Source organism: Mycobacterium sp. AMU20-3851 (assembly GCF_043974665.1).
Classification (GTDB): Bacteria; Actinomycetota; Actinomycetes; order Mycobacteriales; family Mycobacteriaceae; genus Mycobacterium.
Genome location: NZ_CP146371.1, coordinates 1,279,873 through 1,301,563 on the forward strand (window position 1 = coordinate 1,279,873; position 21,691 = coordinate 1,301,563).

Annotated in this window: 20 protein-coding genes and 1 pseudogene; 9 read left to right on the forward strand and 12 right to left on the reverse strand. The window is 68.6% G+C overall.

Annotated features, from left to right (window positions below; all coding sequences use genetic code 11):
- Position 1: 1 nt before the first annotated feature.
- Together V4U86_RS06355 and V4U86_RS06360 are read right to left on the reverse strand one after the other, a co-directional pair.
- Positions 2-1,480 carry a carotenoid oxygenase family protein gene (locus V4U86_RS06355; protein ID WP_395310440.1) on the reverse strand — a complete coding sequence of 493 codons (1,479 nt, stop codon included), beginning with the start codon at positions 1,478-1,480 and terminating at the stop codon, positions 2-4.
- Between the two features lie 80 nt (positions 1,481-1,560).
- A complete protein-coding gene (locus V4U86_RS06360; RefSeq protein ID WP_395310441.1) occupies positions 1,561-3,129 on the reverse strand; it encodes a PucR family transcriptional regulator in 1,569 nt (522 codons plus the stop codon).
- A 92-nt stretch (positions 3,130-3,221) separates the two neighbouring features.
- On the opposite strand from V4U86_RS06360, the gene pruA reads away from it, so the two are divergent.
- Both pruA and V4U86_RS06370 read left to right on the forward strand, forming a co-directional pair.
- A complete protein-coding gene (pruA, locus tag V4U86_RS06365; RefSeq protein ID WP_395311927.1) occupies positions 3,222-4,850 on the forward strand; it encodes an L-glutamate gamma-semialdehyde dehydrogenase in 1,629 nt (542 codons plus the stop codon).
- 3 nt (positions 4,851-4,853) lie between these two features.
- Positions 4,854-5,801 (forward strand): proline dehydrogenase family protein, encoded by a 948-nt coding sequence (locus V4U86_RS06370; RefSeq protein WP_395310442.1) that lies wholly within the window; start codon positions 4,854-4,856, stop codon positions 5,799-5,801.
- 1 nt (position 5,802) lies between these two features.
- On the opposite strand, the gene V4U86_RS06375 is transcribed toward V4U86_RS06370, so the two are convergent.
- On the reverse strand, positions 5,803-6,201 hold the full coding sequence (locus V4U86_RS06375; protein WP_395311928.1) for a YybH family protein: 399 nt from the start codon (positions 6,199-6,201) through the stop codon (positions 5,803-5,805).
- Between the two features lie 119 nt (positions 6,202-6,320).
- Between V4U86_RS06375 and V4U86_RS06380 the strand changes: the two genes are divergently transcribed.
- Entirely contained in the window at positions 6,321-6,521 is a 201-nt protein-coding gene (locus V4U86_RS06380) for a hypothetical protein (RefSeq protein ID WP_395310443.1), read from the forward strand.
- A gap of 22 nt (positions 6,522-6,543) precedes the next feature.
- On the opposite strand, the gene V4U86_RS06385 is transcribed toward V4U86_RS06380, so the two are convergent.
- On the reverse strand, positions 6,544-7,041 hold the full coding sequence (locus V4U86_RS06385; protein ID WP_395310444.1) for a hypothetical protein: 498 nt from the start codon (positions 7,039-7,041) through the stop codon (positions 6,544-6,546).
- A 120-nt stretch (positions 7,042-7,161) separates the two neighbouring features.
- Positions 7,162-7,701, reverse strand: a complete 540-nt coding sequence (locus V4U86_RS06390) for an NUDIX domain-containing protein (RefSeq protein WP_395310445.1) — start codon at positions 7,699-7,701, stop codon at positions 7,162-7,164.
- A 35-nt stretch (positions 7,702-7,736) separates the two neighbouring features.
- On the opposite strand from V4U86_RS06390, the gene V4U86_RS06395 reads away from it, so the two are divergent.
- Complete coding sequence (locus V4U86_RS06395; RefSeq protein ID WP_395311929.1) at positions 7,737-9,146, forward strand: acyl-CoA synthetase; 1,410 nt, start codon at positions 7,737-7,739, stop codon at positions 9,144-9,146.
- A gap of 72 nt (positions 9,147-9,218) precedes the next feature.
- Positions 9,219-9,566: a VOC family protein gene (locus V4U86_RS06400; protein ID WP_395310446.1), complete on the forward strand. Its 348-nt coding sequence runs from the start codon at positions 9,219-9,221 to the stop codon at positions 9,564-9,566.
- Between the two features lie 225 nt (positions 9,567-9,791).
- On the opposite strand, the gene dapD is transcribed toward V4U86_RS06400, so the two are convergent.
- Positions 9,792-10,736: a 2,3,4,5-tetrahydropyridine-2,6-dicarboxylate N-succinyltransferase gene (gene dapD / locus V4U86_RS06405; protein ID WP_395310447.1), complete on the reverse strand. Its 945-nt coding sequence runs from the start codon at positions 10,734-10,736 to the stop codon at positions 9,792-9,794.
- A 62-nt stretch (positions 10,737-10,798) separates the two neighbouring features.
- On the opposite strand from dapD, the gene dapE reads away from it, so the two are divergent.
- Entirely contained in the window at positions 10,799-11,866 is a 1,068-nt protein-coding gene (dapE, locus tag V4U86_RS06410; RefSeq protein WP_395310448.1) for a succinyl-diaminopimelate desuccinylase, read from the forward strand.
- Between the two features lie 106 nt (positions 11,867-11,972).
- Positions 11,973-13,562 (forward strand): ABC-F family ATP-binding cassette domain-containing protein, encoded by a 1,590-nt coding sequence (locus tag V4U86_RS06415; protein WP_395310449.1) that lies wholly within the window; start codon positions 11,973-11,975, stop codon positions 13,560-13,562.
- Here the strand turns inward: V4U86_RS06415 and V4U86_RS06420 are convergent.
- The 5 genes and pseudogenes from V4U86_RS06420 to V4U86_RS06440 form a co-directional block, all read right to left on the reverse strand.
- Positions 13,559-14,320, reverse strand: a complete 762-nt coding sequence (locus V4U86_RS06420; protein ID WP_395310450.1) for a type VII secretion target — start codon at positions 14,318-14,320, stop codon at positions 13,559-13,561. The two genes, V4U86_RS06415 and V4U86_RS06420, sit on opposite strands and share 4 nt — an antisense overlap.
- A gap of 129 nt (positions 14,321-14,449) precedes the next feature.
- Positions 14,450-14,719 (reverse strand): hypothetical protein, encoded by a 270-nt coding sequence (locus V4U86_RS06425; RefSeq protein WP_395310451.1) that lies wholly within the window; start codon positions 14,717-14,719, stop codon positions 14,450-14,452.
- 260 nt (positions 14,720-14,979) lie between these two features.
- Positions 14,980-15,210 (reverse strand): hypothetical protein, encoded by a 231-nt coding sequence (locus tag V4U86_RS06430; protein ID WP_395310452.1) that lies wholly within the window; start codon positions 15,208-15,210, stop codon positions 14,980-14,982.
- 126 nt (positions 15,211-15,336) lie between these two features.
- Complete coding sequence (locus V4U86_RS06435) at positions 15,337-17,433, reverse strand: acyltransferase family protein (protein WP_395310453.1); 2,097 nt, start codon at positions 17,431-17,433, stop codon at positions 15,337-15,339.
- 73 nt (positions 17,434-17,506) lie between these two features.
- Positions 17,507-18,703, reverse strand: a pseudogene (locus V4U86_RS06440) (AAA family ATPase); the annotation flags it as partial.
- Positions 18,704-18,790: 87 nt separating this feature from the next.
- Between V4U86_RS06440 and V4U86_RS06445 the strand changes: the two are divergent.
- Positions 18,791-19,354, forward strand: a complete 564-nt coding sequence (locus V4U86_RS06445) for a TIGR00730 family Rossman fold protein (RefSeq protein WP_395310454.1) — start codon at positions 18,791-18,793, stop codon at positions 19,352-19,354.
- Between the two features lie 11 nt (positions 19,355-19,365).
- Positions 19,366-21,138, forward strand: coding sequence for a long-chain-acyl-CoA synthetase FadD6 (gene fadD6, locus V4U86_RS06450; protein ID WP_395310455.1), 1,773 nt, complete (start codon positions 19,366-19,368; stop codon positions 21,136-21,138).
- An 82-nt stretch (positions 21,139-21,220) separates the two neighbouring features.
- Here the strand turns inward: fadD6 and V4U86_RS06455 are convergent, their stop codons facing one another.
- Entirely contained in the window at positions 21,221-21,670 is a 450-nt protein-coding gene (locus V4U86_RS06455) for a nuclear transport factor 2 family protein (RefSeq protein WP_395310456.1), read from the reverse strand.
- Between the last annotated feature and the right edge of the window lie 21 nt (positions 21,671-21,691).

Here is a 21,691-nt window from a genome sequence, read left to right on the forward strand (position 1 = left end):
GCTAACCGGTGCGGGGAACCCAGTTGCCGTGAAATCCGTGCGGCACCCGGCACGGCAGGTGCACCACGGCCGTGGTTTCCAGCGTCTGCGCGTCGAGGAGCACCAGATCGCTGCGGTCGGTGCCGCGGCGATAGACGAATCCCATGACCACGCCGTCGTCCTCGGCGGCGTCGGCCGAGGCGGGGACGAAGACGAACTCGCCCGGCTCACCGTCCTGGTCGAACGTCACCCGACGGGTCTGCCCGGTGTGCAGGTCGTGGCGCAGCAGCGTACGCGGGGTGGAACCGTCGGCGGTCAGCACGCTGCCCTGGGTGTAGCCGTAGCGGTGCGGCTTGCCGACGCGGCGCTCATCGACGCGCGGAAATTCCTGGGGGGCATCGTCGAGGCGGGTCGACGACACAGCGCCGGTGGCCAGATCGACGGTCCAGCGGTCCAGCGCCGGTGGGTCGAACAACTTGGTGCCGACGGTGAACACCGACGGGTGCGTGACGACGTCGAGCACCAATCGCGTTCCCTCCTCGTAGGCGTTGAGTGGATGGAACACATAGCACTGCGGCACCTCGAACCATCGGATGTCGCCGGCCTGCCCCTCGCGGGGGAGGACCCCGACGCGCGCCTGCTTGTCGGGGGCCCACCGGTACGGCATGCCGTTGAGGCCACCCCGAGTGCGTTCCGATCCCCGCATCACCGCCCGCACCACCGCGTCGGGCGCCGAATGCGTTGCGACGAAACGGCTCACGGCCCGCCTGAGGGCGCCGGCGCCGAAATCCAGCACGACCGGCATGTCGTAGAGCACCACGTAGTGCTCGGTCAGCGAGAAGTCGTGCATCATGGTCTGCTCGGCGAGTTCGATGTCGACGGTCCGGCGGACCCGACCGTCCACGCCGGTGACGGTATAGCGAACCTTGTTGCCGCGCAAGGGGTGATAGGACACCGCATGCAACTCACCGGTGTCCGGGTCGTGCTTGGGGTGCGCGCTGTAGCCGTCGACGAGGGTGCCGCAGAAGTCCGAGCCGCCCACAGTCTCGAGGTCCTCGGTCAGTTCGTAGGGGCGTGCGCCCGCTTCGGTGAGCACCAGGGTCCGCCCGGCGTGCCCGATGATGTTGGTGTTACCGGCGAAATCGAGTCCCGCGCCGCGGGCGCCGGGCTTCCAGGTCTCGCCGAGGGCGCGGGCCACCACGGCCGATCGCACCCAGCGATTGCGGTACCAGTACGCGGTGCCGTCGGCCAGCCGCAGGCCGTGCGCCATCCCGTCCCCGAGGAACCAGTGATGCGTGGCCGGGTCCGGATCGTTGAGCGGGTTGGGCCCGACGCGCAGATAGCGGCCGTCGAGATAGTCGGGGATGGTCCCGGTGACGTCCAGGTCGGCGACGGTGAGTTCCTCGTGTACCGGCGCGTAGTTGCCGGCCAGGAACGGGTTGGACGACGGCCTCAGCGGTGCTGCGGAGACGGCGGGCTCGGTCACGGCGGGCTGGTTCATGTACTTGATGGTGCGGGCGTTGGGGGTCCGGGCGCGACGACTGCTCGGTCGATTCCGGGGTCAACCGAATGGTGGACGGCTCAGGCCGTGGCGCGCAGGCTGAGCGCCAGCAGCAGTCGCGCGTCGGGATCGCTCAACGAGATCTCCAGCACCGCCTCGGCGCGGCGCACCCGGTAACGCACCGTGTTGGGGTGGACATGCAGATCTTCGGCGGTGGCGGTGACGTCGCCGAACCGGTCCAGGAAGACGCTCAGCGTATGGGCCAGAGCCGGTTCCTCGGCGCGCAGCGTCCGCACCCGGGGATCGATCAACCGGTCATCGGCGCCGATCCCGGTGAGGATCTCATCGAGCAGCACCGTGGTGCGGGCCTCGGCCAGCGAGGTCACTGCGGCGAGCGTCCCGGGGTGGCGGCCCGCGCTGTCGAGTACCCGGTCCACCTCCGCGCGGGCCTCGGCGGCCGCGGTCATTCCGCCCGGGGCCGAGGCGATGACCGCTTGCAGGTCGACGCCCAGCTGGGTCCGCAAGGCGGCGATGGTCCCGCGCACCCAGGACGGCACCGATGCGCGTCCCGGCCGGGCGAACAGCACGTACACCCGTGAGCCGTGCGCGATCACCTGGGCGTCGGAGCGAAACGCGGTGGCGCTCAACGCCAGAACGTCGGCCAGGTGCGCAGGGTCGGGATAGTCACCGGTGAACCCGATGACCGTGGGTTTGCCGTCGACGGGAACCCCGAGTTCGCGGGCGAGCTCGCCGACGTCCCGGGCACCGTCGCTCAGACCGAGAGCCTCGGCGACCAGTACGGCATGCGCCGACGGGATCGCGGCCAACCGGGCCAGGATGCGCGCCGCCAGCACCGCCCCGCCCCGCAACACCTCCTCGGCGTCGTCGGCCAGCGGCTGGGAGCCCTGCTGTAACCAGATGGTGCCGGCGAATCCGGGGGAGTGCCGGTCCTGACCGTCGCGATGGATCCCTGCCGCGAGCCGCGGCCGCAATCCGAGTTCCGGGCGCTCGGCGACCCGCACCACCGCCGGGCCGGCGCGCAATGCATCGAAGATGCCCCACCGGGACAGCCACTGCAGGTGTTCGGGTGGCCCGGCCCGGCCCAGGATCGACAGCCGGCGCAGCTCGTCGGCCTCATCGCTGGACGCCGAATACGCCAGCACATGTGATTCGGCGTCCTCGATGCTCACCATGCCGCGGGTGCGGTCGGCGATGGACTGCGCCAGCCCGAACAGGTCGGTGCTCGGGTCGTGCAGTGGGTCGGCGCGATCCCCGTGATGTTCCAGAACGTAGTTGACCAGGCGGTACACCCGCTCCCAGCGGGCTGCCGGTTCCACCGCGACGACGGCGGTGCCGGCCTCGGTGGCGCGGTCGATCACCGTCGCGGACGGTTCCTTGACGAAGATCGCCGCGGGTGCGCGGGTGCGCACCTGCCCGTCGAACCAGTGCAGCGCATCGGGGTCGGGGATGCCGAGCAGGAAGAAGATGTCGGCGGCCCCGGCGCTGATTGCCAGCCCCAGACGGGCGTCGTCGGCGTCGATCAGGGCGGCCGAGGCCACCGGCAGGTCGAGGCCGCGCGGCGCCTCGATCAGCCGCACCATCGTCGCGTCCAGCGCCAGGAGCAGCCGGCCCAGCCCGACACCCGCCATGTTGGCTGATTCTACTAAGCGGTGTGGTGATGTCTGTCTGATCGGCCAATCCTTGGCGGGCCGTGAACAGGGACCCTTCAATCATGGATGCCCTGACCGGAATCACCCAGGTGCCGTTGCCGCACAACGAGCCCGTCCACGACTACCGCCCCGGTTCCGCCGAACGCACCCGCCTGCGCGACGCCCTCGACGCGCTGTCCGCCGACACCGTCGAGTTGCCCCACGTCATCGGCGGGGTCCACCGGATGGGCGCCGGGGAACGCATCGACGTCGTTGCGCCGCACCGGCACGGCCAGGTGCTGGGCACGCTGACCAACGCCGAGCAGCCCGAAGCCACCGCCGCCATCGAGGCTGCCCTGCGGGCGAAGAATGACTGGGCGGCGCTGCCCTTCGACGAACGGGCCGCGGTGTTCCTGCGCGCCGCCGATCTGCTGGCCGGGCCGTGGCGGGAGAAGATCGCCGCCGCCACCATGCTCGGCCAATCCAAGTCCGCCTATCAGGCCGAGATCGATGCCCCCTGCGAACTCATCGACTTCTGGCGGTTCAACGTCGCGTTCGCCCGGCAGATCCTGGCCCAGCAGCCGGTGAGCAGCCCCGGCGTATGGAACCGCACCGATTACCGCCCCCTGGAGGGCTTCGTCTATGCCATCACCCCGTTCAACTTCACCGCCATCGCCGGGAACCTGCCCACTGCGCCCGCGCTGATGGGCAACACGGTGGTGTGGAAACCCTCGCCCACCCAGACTTTCGCCGCCCACCTCACCATGGCCCTGCTCGAGGAGGCCGGGCTCCCGCCCGGGGTGATCAACCTGCTCACCGGGGACGGGCGGGCCGTCTCGGAAGTGGCCCTGGCCGATCCTCGGCTGGCCGGCATCCATTTCACCGGATCGACGGCCACCTTCCAGCATTTGTGGCGGGAGGTCGGAAACCACATCGACCGGTACCACACCTACCCGCGTCTGGTGGGTGAGACCGGTGGCAAGGACTTCATCCTCGCGCACCCCTCGGCCCACCCGGATGTCTTGCGCACGGCCATGATCCGCGGCGCCTTCGACTATCAGGGCCAGAAATGTTCGGCGGCTTCACGCGCCTACATCCCGCGGTCGGTCTGGCAGCGGATGGGTGATGACTTCCTGTCGGAGACCGCGGCGCTGCGCTACGGCGATGTCACCGACCTGACCAACTACGGCGGTGCACTGATCGACGAGCGCGCCTTCGCCAAGAACGTCGCGGCGATCGAGAGAGCCAAGGGGGCCGCGGGTGTCACGGTCGCCGCAGGCGGCGAATACGACGACAGCGAAGGATATTTCGTTCGACCCACGGTCCTGCTGTCCGACGACCCGACCGATGAGGCGTTCTCGACCGAGTACTTCGGCCCGATCCTGGCCGTGCACGTCTACCCCGACGACCAGTTCGACGACATTCTCAGCGTCGTCGACAGCACCGCCGCATATGCCCTGACCGGCGCGGTGATCGCCGACGACCGGGCCGCGGTGGCGACCGCGCAGCACCGGTTGCGTGACACCGCAGGCAACTTCTACGTCAACGACAAACCGACCGGCGCCGTCGTCGGGCAACAGCCCTTCGGCGGTTCCCGCGCCTCGGGCACCAACGACAAGGCCGGCTCCCTGCTGAACCTGCTGCGCTGGACCTCGGCCCGCTCCATCAAGGAGACGTTCGTGCCGCCCACCAGCCACGAGTACCCGCACATGGAGGCCTGAGCGATGGGTGTCTTCCAGAAGGTGGCGCGGCCGGCGATCCTGGCCGCGGCCAAACGCGACGGGCTGCGCCGCACCGCGGAGCGGCTACCGCTGACCCGGGAGGTGGTGCACCGCTTCGTGCCGGGGGAGAGCACCGCCGATGTGATGAATTCGGTTGTCCAACTGCGCAACACAAGGCGGCTGGTATCCATCGACTACCTGGGCGAGGACGTCGTCGATGTGGATGCGGCGGACGCCACCGTACAGGCCTACCTCGGACTACTCGACGCGCTGTCCACGCGCACCGAGGCGGTGACGGCCGTGCACCCGCTGGAGGTGTCCCTCAAGTTGTCCGCGCTCGGACAGGCGCTTCCCCGGGACGGGGAGAAGATCGCGCTGGAGAATGCGCGGGCCATCTGCGAGCGGGCCCAGCGGGCCGGGATATGGGTGACCGTCGACGCCGAGGATCACACCACCACCGATTCGACGCTGTCGATCGTGCGGGACCTGCGCGCGGACTTCGGTTGGCTGGGCACGGTGCTGCAGGCCTACCTGAAACGGACCGCGGCCGACTGCGTGGAGTTCGCCGGGGCCCGGATCCGGCTCTGCAAGGGCGCCTACGACGAACCGGCGTCGGTGGCCTACCGGGATGCCGACGAGGTGACCGAAGCCTATCTGCGCTGCCTGGGCACTCTGATGGGTGGCTCGGGCTATCCGATGGTCGCGTCGCACGACCCGGCGATCATCGACGCGGTGCCCGCGCTGGCCGCCGAATTCGGCCGCGGGGTCGATGATTTCGAATATCAGATGCTCTACGGCATCCGCGACGACGAGCAGCGGCGGCTGGCCGGTGACGGAAACCACGTGCGGGTGTACGTCCCGTTCGGCACGCAGTGGTACGGCTACTTCGTACGCCGGCTCGCCGAACGCCCGGCCAACCTGACGTTCTTCCTGCGTGCACTGCTGGACTGAGCTAGCTGCCGTCGCAGAACGAATGATGTTCGTGCACAACCTGCCACCCGTCGGGGGTCTTGCGTAACCCGATCGACAACCGCAGCAGGTTGTCGGGGTTGTCCGCGAAGTCCTGCTCGGTGCCACACCGGGCCAACGCATACGCGAAGGCGACGTCGTCACCGGCCACCACGTCCAGATCGACCAGCTCGAAGGTCGCACCGCCGCGGATGAAGTCGAAGAACGGCGGCCAACTGTCGCGATAGGCCGCGATGTCGCGGACACCCGAATACGGTGGCGGGACGTCGAACATCACGATGTCCTGGGCGTGCGCGGCCGTCACGGATTCGAGGTCGCAGGTTCTGATGCCGTCCACCCAGCCGGTGATGAGGGCGCGGATATCGGCTTCTGCGCTCACGATGCGCTCCTTTCGTCATCGGTATGGACCGGGTCCGGCACCGGAAGTCATCGCAATGCGTGCGATAGCTGCACGTCGTCGGACTGGCCGGTTCGCCGAGCCGGCGTTGTTAGGCTCGCGCGGTGCCAGAAGCTTCGGGCGCTCGGGGGGTCGAGCCACCGCGCAATCGCCTGACCGGTTATGACGCGGGCATGCTGGTCCTGGAAGGCCCGGCCGTGGTGCAGTTCATGCCTCGCTACGAAGTGCTCTGGGATCAGCCTCAGCGCGTCGACACGCCGACGGTCTCGGGCTGGCTGCATCTTCCGGTGCGCGTCCTCGGCTGACGGCCGGACCGGGTGAATACGGTTACGGCACCGGGAACGCCGCGGCCGGCATCAGCACATTGCCGCGGCAGGGACCGCTGAGAATATCGGTGTACCAGCTGCCCACCAGTGAACCGTCGGGCTGGGGGGTGTAGCTGACCCAGGATTCGGCCGGGCTGAACACCCGGGGCACACCGTCGCCGCGGAAGCACTCCCACTGCCAGTTGTAGGCGAAGGTCCACTTGCTGCCGGTCCACTTGTAGCGCTGGGGCTGCGGGATGGTGGGATTCGACGGGGCGGGCCCGTCGAGGACGGTGGCCACGCAGTTACTCCCGGCGCACGCAGTGGAGAAGGTGTACACCGCGCTCAGATCACCCTCGGGCTGGCGGGCGGCCACACTGGTGCCGTTTTTCTGCGATGCGTAGCTCACCACGTGGTAGCGGCCGTTCCACACCTGCCCGACCGCGGCGGCGGTGGGCATGGGAGCGAGACCGGCGACCAGGACGGCTGCCAGCGCAAAACACAGTCGACGGACCAACATCCCTTTCCCTATTCAGTCACAAGATCAGCTGTCACAACGGTAGCGGCGGAGTATGACAAAACTCCGGATCGTCATGGCAGCTCCGTCACTTAGAGACCACATTGTGACGCGGGCGGCGGTTCAGTCCCGTTCGGCGAGCAATACCATCGCCCACGCGGCGATCGTCTGGGCATCGGTGATGGCGCCCTCGCGGATCATCTGTTCGATCTGCGATCCGGTGAACCAGGCGCTGTGCATGTCCTGCTCTTCGAGTTCGCGGTCGTGCTCACCCTCGGTCAACCCGGTCGCCAGGAACACCCAGCCACGCTGACTGCTCATCCCCGGTGCCACGTCGAGCTGCCCGAGCCGCACCAGTGACTCCGCGCGCAGGCCGGTCTCCTCCCGCAGTTCCTGGGCGGCCAACTCGAGCGGATCGATGTCTGCCAGGCCCGGCGCGGTGCCCTGCGGGAACTCCCAGCGCCGCAACCCGATCGGATACCGATACTGCTCCACCAGGTGAAAGCGGTCCCCGTCCCGCGCGATCACCAGTGCGTAGGTGGGTTTGTCGATCACCCCGTAGATGCCGTGGCTGCCGTCGGGGCGGCGGATGGCGTCCTCGCGCACCGTCATCCAGTTGTTGCGGTACACCTCGCGACTGGACATCCGCTCGATCGGGGCCATGGCGTAAGAGTAGCCTCGCAGGGGTGTTGAAGGCGTTGCTGACCTCGCTGGACCCGGCCGCGGTGGCCGCCGGCCACGACCTGGCCGACGCGGTGCGCATCGACGGCGTGACGCTGAGCCGAAGCGATCTGGTGGGGGCGGGGACGTCGGTCGCCGAACGTGTCGCGCGGGCGCGTCGCGTCGCGATCCTGGCCACTCCCACCGCGACGACGGTGCTCGCGGTCACCGGCTGCCTGATCGCCGGTGTCCCATTCGTGCCGGTGCCGGCCGACGTCGGCGCGACCGAACGTGCGCACCTGCTCAGCGATTCCGGCGCCCAGGCGTGGCTGGGCGAGTTGCCGGCCGAAAGCGAAGGGCTGCCGCACATCCCGGTGCGGATGCACGCCCGGTCCTGGCATCGGTACGCCGAACCCAACCCGGAGTCGGCGGCAATGATCATGTACACCTCGGGAACCACCGGCCTACCCAAGGGCGTGACGATCAGCCGTCGCGCGATCGCGGCCGATATCGATGCGTTGGCTCAGGCCTGGCAGTGGACCGACGCCGACACCCTGGTGCACGGCCTGCCCCTGTTCCACGTGCACGGCCTGGTGCTCGGGCTGCTCGGGTCACTGCGGATCGGAAACCGGTTCGTGCACACCGGCAAACCCACACCGCAGGCGTACGCGCAGGCCCGCGGCACGCTGTATTTCGGTGTGCCCACGGTGTGGTCGCGTATCGCCGCGGACGCCGAAGCGGCGGGCGCCTTGTCTTCGGCCCGGCTGCTGGTGTCGGGAAGCGCGGCGCTGCCGACACCGGTGTTCGAGGACCTGGTCCGGCTGACCGGGCACGCACCGGTGGAGCGGTACGGCAGCACCGAGACGCTGATCACCATCAGTACCCGCATCGACGGGGAACGCCGCCCGGGTTGGGTGGGTCTGCCGCTGTCGGGTGTGCAGACCCGGCTGGTCGACGACGACGGGGCGCTGGTGCCCCACGATGGGGAATCCATTGGGCAACTTCAGATCAAGAGCCCGACCAACTTCAGCGGCTACCTGAACCGGCCGGACGCCACCGCCGAGGCGTTCGATCCCGACGGGTGGTTCCGGACCGGGGATGTCGCGGTGATCGACGCCGACGGAATGCATCGCATCGTCGGCCGGGAGTCGGTGGATCTGATCAAGTCCGGCGGCTACCGGATCGGTGCCGGGGAGATCGAGACCGTGCTGCTCGGCCATCCGGGAGTGCAAGAGGTCGCGGTGGTGGGGGCACCCGATGCGGACCTGGGGCAGCGGATCGTCGCGTTCGTGGTGGGCGATGCGGCGCCGCAGCAGCTCATCGACTTTGTCGCCGAACAACTTTCGGCGCACAAACGGCCACGTGAGGTGCGCATCGTGGACAGTCTGCCGCGTAACGCGATGGGCAAGCTGCTCAAGAAACAGCTGGCGAACTGGGGGGACGGATGACGCCGGAGACGGGCGCGAGTGCGGGAGTCGACCGATGACGCCGGAGACGGGCGCGAGTGAGGGAGTCGACCTATGACGCTGAGGCTCAACGAGATATGCATCGACGCCGGTGACGCGATGGCGTTGGGCACCTGGTGGGCGGAGGCGCTCGGGTGGCGCAGTGAGATCGTCGAGGACGGGGACCTGCTGCTGACCCCGCCGTCGGGTCACGGGCCGCCGTGGCTGTTCATGACGGTGCCGGACACCAAGACCTGCAAGAACCGGCTGCACCTGGACTTCACCCCGGACGATCAGCAGGCCGAGGTGGCCCGGCTGATCGGTCTGGGCGCCACCCACGTCGACATCGGCCAGGGGAAGCAGAGCTGGGTGGTGCTGGCCGATCCCGAGGGCAACGAGTTCTGCGTCCTGGCCCCCGACTGAGCCGGCCGGCCCAGGTCACCGGACCTGGTTGCAGTCGCCTCGGACGTCGAGCAGCGTGCACGTCGGCCAGACGGCGTCCGGGTCGACGGACCCGGAAATGCGTCAGCCCTGGCAAACAATTTGCCAGGGCTGCGCAGGAGTGCGGGAAGGGTACGTCACAGAGCGATCCGCCGCCCCGGGCCGCATTGCGAGAATCACCGCCGCGCGGCGTTTCGCGGCCGACCGCTAGTTGGCGTGCAGGGCCTCGTTGAGTGTGATGCCGGTGCCGTCGCGCTTGACGACCTCGACCGCGCCCGAGAGCGAATTGCGGCGGAACAGCAGGTTGTTCGATCCGGACAGTTCGGCCGCCTTTACCGTCTGACCGTCGGCCGTGCTCAGCTTGGTGCCGCCGGTGACGTACAGGCCCGCCTCCACGACACAGTCGTCACCCAGCGAAATACCCACGCCGGCATTCGCGCCCAGCAGGCAGCGCTTGCCGATCTTGATGACCTCTTTGCCGCCACCGGACAGGGTGCCCATGATCGACGCGCCACCGCCGATGTCGGACCCGTCGTCGACCACCACGCCGGCAGAGATCCGGCCCTCCACCATCGACGTGCCCAGGGTGCCGGCATTGAAGTTGACGAAGCCCTCGTGCATCACGGTGGTGCCGCTGGCGAGGTGCGCGCCGAGGCGGACCCGGTCGGCGTCGGCGATACGCACGCCGGCCGGCATCACGTAGTCGACCATCCGGGGGAACTTGTCGATGCCGTACACCGCGACCGCGCCGCGGCGGCGCAGCTTTGCGCGCACCAGTTCGAAACCCTCGACCGCGGCGGGACCGAAACTGGTCCAGACCACATTGGCCAGCAGCCCGAAGATCCCGTCCAGGTTGGCCTCGTGCGGCTTGGTAAGCCGGTGCGACAGCAGATGCAGGCGCAGGTAGGCGTCGTAGGTATCGACCGGCTTGTCGTCCAGCGACGCGATGGTGGTGCGCACCGCCACGACCTCGACGTCACGGTCGCTGTCCGGTCCGGTCAGGACGGCCAGCGACTCGGGTACCTCGGCCACCGACAACCGGGTGGTGCCGGCCACGCCGTCACCGGTGAGTTCGGGGTCGGGAAACCAGGTGTCCAGGACGGTTCCGTCGGCGGCGATGGTGGCCAGGCCGATACCAGATGCAGCAGTCACGTTGGTTTAGGTTACTGGAGTTGATTCCGCGGTTGGTTGCCACCGGACTAGCCTCGAGGGTCATGGGCCTAGACCTGCGCGCCGATCCGATCGCACTGACCGCCGCACTGGTGGACATCCCCAGCGAGTCCCGGCACGAACAACGCATCGCCGACGAGATCGAGAACGCCCTGCGGGCCCAGGCCCCGCACTTCGAGGTCGTCCGCAACGGTGATGCCGTGCTGGCCCGCACCCATTTCGGCCGTCCGTCGCGGGTACTGCTGGCCGGGCACACCGATACGGTGCCTGCTGCGGACAATCTGCCCAGCCGGATCGAGGGGGGCCTGATGTACGGCTGCGGCACCTCGGACATGAAATCCGGTGACGCGGTGTTCCTGCACCTGGCCGCCACCATCGCCGAACCCGCGCACGACCTCACCCTGGTGATGTACGACTGCGAGGAGATCGAGTCCAGCGCCAACGGGCTGGGCCGTATCGAACGTGAACTGCCGGACTGGCTGTCCGCCGACGTCGCGATCCTGGGTGAGCCGTCCGGCGGGTTCATCGAGGCCGGCTGCCAGGGCACCATCCGAGTGGTCGTCAGCGCGGCCGGTACCCGGGCGCATTCGGCGCGATCCTGGTTGGGCGACAACGCCATTCACAAACTCGGTGCGGTGCTCGACCGGCTGTCTGGGTACCGGGCACGCAGCGTCGACATCGACGGCTGTGTCTACCGGGAGGGGCTGTCGGCGGTGCGGATCGACGGCGGTATCGCGGGCAACGTGATTCCCGATGCCGCCTCGGTGACCGTCAACTTCCGGTTCGCGCCCGACCGTACCGTCGAGCAGGCCATCGCCCACGTACACGAGGTGCTGACCGGGCTGGAGGTGTCGTGTGAGGTCACCGACGCCGCTGCCGGCGCGCTACCCGGGCTGGCCAACCCTGCCGCCGCGGCACTGGTGGCAGCGGCCGGCGGCCAGGTGCGTGCCAAGTACGGCTGGACCGACGTCGCCCGGTTCGCCGCGCTGGGTATCGCCGCGGTCAACTACGGCCCCGGTGATCCCAACCTGGCGCACAAGGTCGACGAGAACGTCGACACCGCAGCCATCACCGCGACCACCGAGACCTTGCGTGCGTACTTAACCGCTTGACGCAGTCCGTAGTATGGATTTCGTGCTGGGAATCGACGACATCTCCGGGTAACACCCCGAGATCTCTCACGTCGTCACTCACTCTCCGTCTGTCTGGAGTTCCCGCATGTCCATTGTCTGTTCCCATCTTTCGTTCAGTTGGCCCGATGACACCCCCGTGTTCACGGACCTGTCCTGCTCCTTCGGCCGGCGCCGCACCGGTCTGGTGGCGCCCAACGGTGCCGGCAAGAGCACGCTGCTGCGCCTCATCGCCGGTGATCTGACGCCGACATCCGGCGCGGTATCGGTGGACGGTGTGCTGGGCTATCTCCCGCAGAACCTGCCGTTCCTGGCCGAGCACACCGTCGCCGACGTGCTCGGGGTGACTCCGGTGCTTGCCGCGCTGGACGCGCTGGCCGCCGGCGATGCCAGTGAGGCGGTCTTCACCGCCATCGGCGACGACTGGGACATCGAGGAGCGTTCGCGCGCACAGCTGGACCGGCTCGGCCTCGACGAGCTGGACCTGGACCGGTGCCTGTCGACGCTGTCCGGCGGGCAGGTGGTGTCGCTCGGCCTGACCGCCCAATTGCTCCGCCGACCCGATGTGCTGTTGCTCGACGAGCCCACCAACAATCTCGATGCGGCTGCGCGCCAACGGCTCTACGATGCACTCGAGGATTTCGGTGGCTGCCTGGTGGTGGTCAGTCACGATCGGGTACTGCTGGACCGGATGGATTCGATCGCGGAGTTGCGGGCCGGCGACGTCGAGTTCTACGGCGGCGGATTCAGTGCCTATCAGACAGCCGTGCGGGCCGCCCAGGAACTCGCCGAGAGTGAGATGCGCAACGCCGAGCAGCAACTCAAGCGGCAGAAGCAGCAGATGCAGCAGGCTCGGGAACGTGCCGACCGCAGGGCCTCGACCGCCGCCCGCAATCTCAAGGACGCCGGGCTGCCGAAAATCATTGCCGGAAAGCTGAAACGGGATGCGCAGGTGTCGGCCGCCAAAGCCGACGACGTGCATGCCCGCCGTATCGGCGAGGCCCGGGCACGCCTCGACGAGGCCGAACGGGCTGTCCGCGACGATGCGGTGATCGTCCTGGATCTGCCGGACACCGAGGTGCCCGCCGGTCGGGTGGTGTTCAGTGGAAGCGGTTTGAGCTCGCCGGTTTTCGATGAGGTGGAGCTCGATATCCGCGGGCCGGAACGGATCGCGCTGACCGGCGGGAACGGGGCCGGAAAATCCACCCTGTTGCGGATCATCTCCGGAGATCTGGAGCCGGGGCCGGCGACGGTGCAGCGGGGAGAGGGCCGCATCGCCTACCTGTCACAGCGACTGGATCTGCTCGACGAGCGCGCCTCGGTGGCCGACAATCTGGCGGCATTCGCGCCGGCCCTCTCGGTGACCCGACGTCGACATCTGTTGGCGCAGTTTCTGTTCCGGGGTGACCGGATCGATCTGCCGGTCTCGGCGCTGTCCGGTGGTGAACGGTTGCGGGCGACCCTGGCGTGCGTGTTGTTCGCCGAACCGGCCCCCCAGCTGCTGCTGCTCGACGAACCCACCAACAATCTCGACCTGGCCAGCGTGGCTCAACTGGAAGCGGCGCTCAATGCCTACCGGGGCGCCTTCGTGGTGGTTAGTCACGACGAGAGCTTCCTGGCCAATATCGGGGTGAGCCGCCGGCTGGTGCTGGCCGACGGATCGCTACTGGCGGCCTAGTCGACCTGCGGACGCGTCGGGGCCGGCTGGACGGGTTCGGCCGTCTCCGCGGGGGCACGCCCCGGCGGAATCTCACCGCCGGCCCGCGCGTCGTCCGCCGGTGCCGTCTCGGCCTGCTCGCGCCGCCCGGCAGGATCCTCGGGCGCGGCTTCGGTCTCGCGCTCCTCGGCCGTGGTCTCTGCCGCGGTGAGGTCGACGTCGTCCCCACCGGCGGACTGGGCCGCCTGGGCTGCCTGCATGATCTGCTGGGGCACCTGTTGCAGGCCCTGCGCCAAGCCCTGCAGCGGCGCGGTGATCAGTTGCGTCAACTGCCCGATCTGCTGACCGACCGAACCCAGGATCTGTCCCAGCGGGCCCACGGCATCGGCGGCGGGGGAGCCGACCGCACCGTCGGCCGTCCACGCGCCGGCGCCACCGCTCACGCCGGAACCCGTCGGCGTGCCTCCGCCCTCCAGCACTGCGGCGGCCGCGCGCAGCCGGGACGCGCCCTCCTCGTCGCCGGCGGCGTATGCGTTGGCCGCCTTCTGCAGGAGATCCGAGATGGTGGACGCCGAGGTCGACGCCGTGCCCACGGTGGCGGTGCGTGCGGCGAGCGCGGAGTGCAGGGCGGAGTCGACCGACGAAGCGATGGCGCCGTGGCTGCGCTGCACATCGTTGCCGTGGGTATCGGTCACGTCGGACAGCCCGGAGCCCACGCGGGAATGCAGTGTGGACTTGTCCAGCACACCGTCGGGCTGGACGAAGAATGGATCGGTCATGTGCGCGCCCCCGTCGTTCCCGGCAAGTCTATGGCGGGGAAGCGTGCGGGCCGCGCGGCAGTTTTCCGGTGTCCGGGCCGCCGACCAGCCACCCGGGTGGCGACGCCACCCGGGACGAAACCGCCGACCCTATGCGGTCGGGTTCGACGCCGGGATGGAGTAGGCCGAGTGGACCGTGCGGACCGAGCGGACTCCGATGCTCGTCCCTCTCGGCCCGTAGGTCGGCTCACGCATCAACCGTGGGAACTCGACCGGAAACGTGAACGGTCCGGCGAAGGGGCCGTCCTCCGTGACGTCTCTGGTCGGGTCGGTGGTGGGTGCGGCCCCGGCGAGCGGTGCGGAAATGAGTGTGCCGGCGGCAATCGCCGCGGCAATAGCGCCGATGATGATGTTTTTCATGTCATGGCCCCATCTGCGGAGAGATTCTCGAGAATTAGCCGCTGCCCATGGTAGGCCGCTATTCTGAAATTCGCCGACGCCTCGGCTCGGCATTCGAAGCACACAGCTAGAAGCGGTGCTTAGGCGGACTTATCTCTATAAATAGAACATTCGTACTGTTATGGCAATGCCGATGGTCCGAATATGGTCGACGGCAATCGATATTGATCGGTCAAATTCGGAAACGTCAAAGAGTTTGCTGTGCCAACTCGGATGCGCCGCTAGGGCGAGGGTCGGTGGGCTTTGCGGACACTGTGCGAGAGCCCGTGCGGCCCCATGTGGGGTTCGTTGTGCAGATAGTGCAGCGTCAACGGGTGGCGCGCCGGTCCGGAGTCGGGGCTCACCGACGGCGGAGTCGCCGGGGTGGGTTCGTCCGCCTGGGCCGGTACGGCGTGCAGCAGCGCGCCGGCCGCGATGGCGAAACCGGCTGCAGCCGTGGAGATTCGTCTCATCGATGACTCCTTCTGCCAAGTCACCGTAGGGCGGAAAGCTGTCGCCGCGCTGTGGCCTGCCGCACGGTCGGCTGAAAGCGTCCGGCGCGGAGGTGGTCGAGTTGCGTTGAGGCCGCGACAGTTCCGCTATCGCCTGCTCGGCACCTTTACGACGGTGAGAATGTCCTGCGGAGGTTCGCGGCGCCCGCTCGGCTCCGCAGTCAGGGGCAGATAACTCTGCACGGCCGAGCTCACGGCACCGGAGAGCACCCGGGCGAATTCGGTGGTGATGTGGCTGCCATCCCGGTAGACCAGCGTGTTGCCGATGATGCTGGGGCATTCGGCGTCATTACAGATCAGTTCGGTGAAGTCGACGTAGGAGACGTTGTCGAACCGCGCCGCCACGGCCCGCTCGACGGTACGGAGTTCCTCGTCGAGAGCCGTTGCGCGTTGCAGGGCACAGTGGTCGGCATCCTCGGAGAAGCGGGCCAGGCAAATCGAGGGTGTGACCCCGATGGAGGGGGTGTCGGCGAGCACCACGATCCGCGATTGCACGGGCAGCCGGTCGATGGTCGCGATCAGGGCCTGTTGCCAGAGCTCGGCGGGATTCGGCTCGTCTTCGAGGTATCGCTTGCCGAAATTGCCGAGCAGGATCAGCGCCGGCGGGTCGGCCGACAGCTTCGCGGCCACGGCCTCGACCCAGGCCGGGCAGCTCGCGTAGGGCAGCTGGGGCGTCGGTGCGGCGGGGCAACCGCTCTTGGTGTGGGATTCCAGACGGACCGCCCCGCGCTGCGCGAGTGGTTGAAGTGCCGGGAACCACTGTGCGGCGTGGGAGTCGCCGAACAGGACCACCCGCGGGGCCGCCGGATTCGTTCCCACGACGCAATCGGCGGGACTGGCGTCGCCCATCTCGCGGTGACACCCGTTGTCATAGAGCACCGGTTTGTCCTCGTCCACGTCGGCGAGCGTCGGGACGAGGTTGCTCGGAACGAAGTCGGTACCGACCGGGCTGGCGGCGAGCGCGATGGCGGGGGCGGGCTTACCGGTGTCCAACTTCGGGTGCAGGAGCAGCCCCGCCGCCACGGTGATCGCCACGATGGTCGCCATCGCCCCGGCCGCCACCCCGAAGGTGCGGCGCGGGCGCGCAGCGCGCAGCCACTCCAGGCGCTGGCCGGGCACCTCGACGTAGGTGTAGAGCAGCCAGGCCAGCGGCAGACAGGCCAGCGCCAGCGCGATGCGCGCCCACATCGGCAGCTGCTCCATGTACGCGCCGGCCGCGACGGGCAACATCAGCACCGGCCAGTGCACCAGGTACAGCGAGTAGGAGATGTCGCCGATCCAGGTCGCCGGGCGCACGCTGAGCACCGCCGCCGGGCCGCCGGGTGCGGTGCCCGCCGCGATCAACAGCGCCGCGCCCAGCACCGGGATGGCCACCGCCGAACCCGGATAGACGGTCTTGACGCTGAACAGCATTCCGGCCCCGAGGACCGCGATCAGGCCGACCCAGCCCAGCACCGCCGCCACCCGCGGCGCGAACAGGCTGCGCCGGTCGAGCAGGGCCAGCGCCACCAGGGCGCCGAGCCCGAACTCCCAGACCCGGGCCGGCAGCATGAAGAACGCGGCCGGCTGTGCCGTGCTGGTGAAATGCAGGCACACCGCGAAGGACAGCACCACGATCGCCGACATCGCGATCGCCATCGTCCAGCGCGCCTTGAAGAACCGGAAGAGCAGGGCGAGCAGCAGCGGCCACAACAGGTAGAACTGTTCCTCCACGCCCAGCGACCAATAGTGCAGGAACAGCGACGGGGTTTTCTCGGCGAGATAGTCGGTCGCGTTGTGGGCGAACCAGAGGTTCGGGACGTAGAAGGTGGCGGCGACGGCGTCCTTCAGCACGTGTTCGAACTGGATGGGCGACACCAGCAGCCGGGCCGCCAGCACGGTGGCCACGATGACCAGGAAGGCCGCGGGCAGCAGGCGGCGCGCACGGCGCGCGTAGAACGCCGCGAAACCGACGCCGCCCCGATTCCGCAGCGCCTCCAGCAAATGGGTGCTGATGAGGAAGCCGGAGATGACGAAGAAGACGTCGACGCCGACGTAGCCGCCACCGAACCCGGGGATCTCGGCGTGGAACAACACGACGAGCATGACCGCGACGGCGCGCATGCCTTGGATGTCGAGGCGCTTCTCCCGAACGGCCGCGCTCGTGTCCGGTTGGTTGATGGTGCTGCTCCCCGTCGTGCCCACGTAATTGACGACGCAACATTAGGGCGTTGCCGGGTTGTTCGCAGCACGTTGGGACAAGGATCGACGGGCCGTTCTAGCTGGGGTGTCGCGCGCCGTCCGAAGTCGTTCTCGATATTCCGAACGCGACGAGTTTTCTGGCAACGGATTCCATGCGAGCATCATCTCGGTCAGCCAGGGCACGCGCGTGTTCGAGGACCAAACCAGCGAATGCGCAGTCGATTTCGAGCGCGGCGATGCTCTGGACCGCCCGATTGTCGCCGAGACACGCCGCGTCGTGCAGTGCGCGTACGGCCACTGCGGACTGCCCGCCGCGTGCCGCCGCGCGCGCCGCGTCGCGGGCGGCCGCGATGGCACCGATCCGGTCTCGCCGCGCCGAGCAGGTCCAGGCACGGGCCAGCGCCAGTTCGGGCGCGAACAACATCGACTTCAGGCCGTGCCGGGATTCGGCCCGGGACAGCGCCTTGGCCGCGTCCACCGCCCGGCCCTGTCTGCCCAGTGCCTGAGCCAGCAACATCCACGCCAACGGACCCCAGGAGTACCCGGTGACCGACAGTGCGGCCGCCGCCTGCTGCAGCAGCGGCACCGCCTCATCCAGCTCGCCCCGGGTCAGCAGGATCTCTCCCAGCAGTACCTGCCCGATAGCCAGCGAGGGCTGGACCGGCACCGCGAGTTGGCGCGCCAAGGACTCGGCGCGGTCCAACTCGCCACGCATCACCAGCGCGGTGGTCTGCCCGAATGCGGAGGTGAACCGCAGCAGTCCGGGGTGCCCGGTCGAGCTGGCGCGGGTTGCCAGGGTGTCCACCGGCGCGAAGCGGCCCATCCGGGCGGCCGACAACGCCGCCGCCGACGCCGCCCAGCCGATGGCGCGGTCCTCGGCGTCTGGTGCGGCCAACACCGCCTCGGCGAGTTCGAAGGCCTGCCGCGGCTGGCCGGCGTTCATCGCGAAGGTGCTCAGCAACGCATCCACGGTCGTCGCGGACCGCAGGCGCGCACGGACGGCCCGCAGGAATGCCGTGGCCCGCTCCGGCTCGTCGAGCATCCAGAACTGATTTGCCGCCCGCGGCAGCGCCCACGCGACCAGATCCGTCTCGGACAGCGTGTCGGGGTCGACCGCGGCGAGGACCGCATCGGCGTCGCGGCCGCGTCCCTGCCAAGCCAGCGTCTGGGCCAGCGTCAACCGGGCCGACAACGACTCACCCTCGCGCAGCGCCGAGCGAGCCAGATCCTCGGCGGCCACGAGGTCCCCGCGACCGAGTGCATCGGCGGCCGCGCCCGCGGGACTTTGCGGCATGGGCACCGTCGCAGTGTATGGCGGTCGGCCGGGCGACCAGAGGGAAACCGACGGTAGGTTTGGGCGGTGCCCGAAGCGCCCCAAACCCGCCCGTGGGCCGTTTGCGTGTACTGCGCATCCGGTCCGACCCACCCCGAATTGCTGCAACTCGCCGCCGATGTCGGCGCGGCCATCGCCGACCGCGGCTGGACCCTGGTGTCCGGCGGTGGCAACGTCTCGGCGATGGGCGCGGTCGCCGAAGGGGCCCGCCGACGTAACGGCCGGACCATCGGCGTCATCCCCAAGGCTTTGGTGCACCGCGAACTGGCCGACGTCGAAGCCGACGAGCTCGTGGTCACCGACACCATGCGGGAACGCAAGCAGGTGATGGAGGAGCGCGCCGATGCGTTCATCGCGCTGCCCGGCGGCATCGGCACCCTGGAGGAGTTCTTCGAGGCCTGGACCGCGGGTTACCTCGGGATGCACGACAAGCCGATCGTCATGCTCGATCCGTTCGGTCACTACGACGGTCTGTTGAACTGGTTGCGCAGCCTGGTGGACACCGGCTACGTCGGCGAACGGGCCCTGGAGCGGTTGGTACTGGTCAGCGATGTTGAGACGGCTCTCAGCGCATGTGGCCCGAGTCACTAGGCTAGGTCAGCATGAGTGAGGACTTCACCCGCGCCAGCGTCGGCCTGCTCGACATCGCCGGCAAAATCCCAGGTCTGCTGTTCGACGTCCCGGCCATCGTCCGGGGCGTGGTCACTGGCGTGGGCGCCCGCCCGAGTGCCAAGACCTCGATAGGCAAGGTTTTCCAGGAACGCGCCGCCCAGTACGGGGACCGGGTCTTCCTGAAGTTCGAGGATCAGCAGATCAGCTACCGGCAGGCCAACGAGACGGTCAACCGGTACGCCGCGGTGCTCGCGGCCCGAGGGGTGGGCCACGGCGACGTCGTCGGCATCATGCTGCGCAACTCCCCGGACGCGGTGTTGCTGATGCTGGCGACGGTCAAGTGCGGCGCCACCGCCGGAATGCTCAACTACCACCAGCGCGGCAAGGTGCTCGCGCACAGCATCGGACTGCTGGACGCCAAGGCCGTGGTCGCCGAGGCCGATCTGATCGAGTCGATCACCGACAGCGGTGTGGCGACCGACGGTCTGATCACCGTCGAGGAACTGAAGCAGGCCGCCGTCACCGCACCGACCACCAACCCGGCGGCCACCGCTGCGGTGCTGGCCAAGGACAAGGCGTTCTACATCTTCACCTCGGGCACCACCGGCATGCCCAAGGCCAGCGTGATGACGCACTATCGCTGGTTGCGGGCGCTGGCCGGCTTCGGCGGCCTCGGGCTGCGGCTGAGCAGCAACGACACGCTGTACTGCTGTCTGCCGCTGTACCACAACAACGCCCTGACCGTCGCGGTCGGTTCGGCGCTGAACGCGGGAGCCACTCTGGCGCTGGGTAAGTCGTTCTCCGCATCGCGGTTCTGGGACGAGGTGATCGGTTACGACGCCACCGCATTCGTCTACATCGGGGAGATCTGCGGGTATCTGCTCAACCAGCCGCCCAAGCCGACCGACCGTCAGCACAAGGTCCGGGTGATCTGCGGCAACGGGCTGCGTCCGGCGATCTGGGACGAGTTCACCACCCGCTTCGGCATTCCGCGGGTCTGCGAGTTCTACGCCGCCAGTGAGGGGAACACGGCGTTCGTCAACGTGTTCAACGTGTCGAAGTCGACCGGCATCTGCCCGAGCCCGGTCGCGTTCGTCGAATACGACTTGGAGACAGGCGAACCCACCCGAGGTGATGACGGCCGGCTGCGCAAGGTCAAGCGCGGGCAGCCTGGCCTGCTGCTGTCCAAGGTCAGCAGTCTGCAGCCGTTCGACGGGTACACCGACAAGTCGGCGTCGGAGAAGAAGCTGGTGCGCAACGCCTTCAAGGACGGTGACGTCTGGTTCAACACCGGTGACCTGATGCGGTCGCAGGGCCTCGGGCACGCGGCGTTCGCCGACCGGCTCGGCGACACCTTCCGGTGGAAGGGCGAGAACGTCGCCACCACCGAGGTGGAGGCCGGGCTGTCCGGTGATTCGCAGGTCGAAGAGGCCACGGTGTTCGGCGTCGAGGTGCCCGGTGCCGGTGGCCGCGCGGGAATGGTTGCGCTGCAGCTGAAATCGGGCGTCGATTTCGACGGGGCCGCGCTGGCGAAGACGGCGTTCGCGCACCTGCCCGCGTACGCGGTGCCGCTGTTCGTCCGGATCGTGCCCGAGCTGGCGCACACCTCGACGTTCAAGAGTCAGAAGGTCGAACTGCGCAAGCAGGGCTACGGCGAGGACGTCGAGGACCCGCTGTACGTGCTGGCCGGCAAGAGCGAGGGCTACGTGCCCTTCTATCCGGAGTACATCGACGAGGTCGTCGCGGGCAAGCGCCCCAGGTAGCGCGCGCAGATGCGCGCAATGGCCGCCGGGTAGCAACCGCTGCGCGCATCTCAGCGGATCACGCGGTGGCTCGGACTCCGCGCTAGGGTGTGACCCGCTGCCACAGATCGTTGAAAGCGATGGAGTCGAAGAACGCCGAGGCCGTCACGATCTGACCGTCGCGCAGGGTGAGCAACCACGCGTAGGTGTTGCGGTAGGGCACGTTGTCGCGGGCCGTGCCCTGGGCATCGAAGAACACCACCACGGTGTCACCGTCGGCGTACATGTCGCGGATCGTCGGGATCAGCCGCTCGGACATCCGGGCGTTGAACGGTGTGATGACGTTGTCGATGAAATCGGCCTTGCTCGTATACATCCGGGAGGCCGCGGAGTTGCCGACGATCTCCCACTGGACGTTCTTTGCGAGTGCGTCGTACGGGCTGCCCGTCCCGTCCGCCCAGGCGTCGAAGCCCACGCGGACCGTGGCGAGGTTGGCGGTTTCGGTGCGGTCATACGGTTGCGCCATCGCCGTTCCCATCGGTAGTGCGGACATCAAGGCCAACGCAAGGAACAG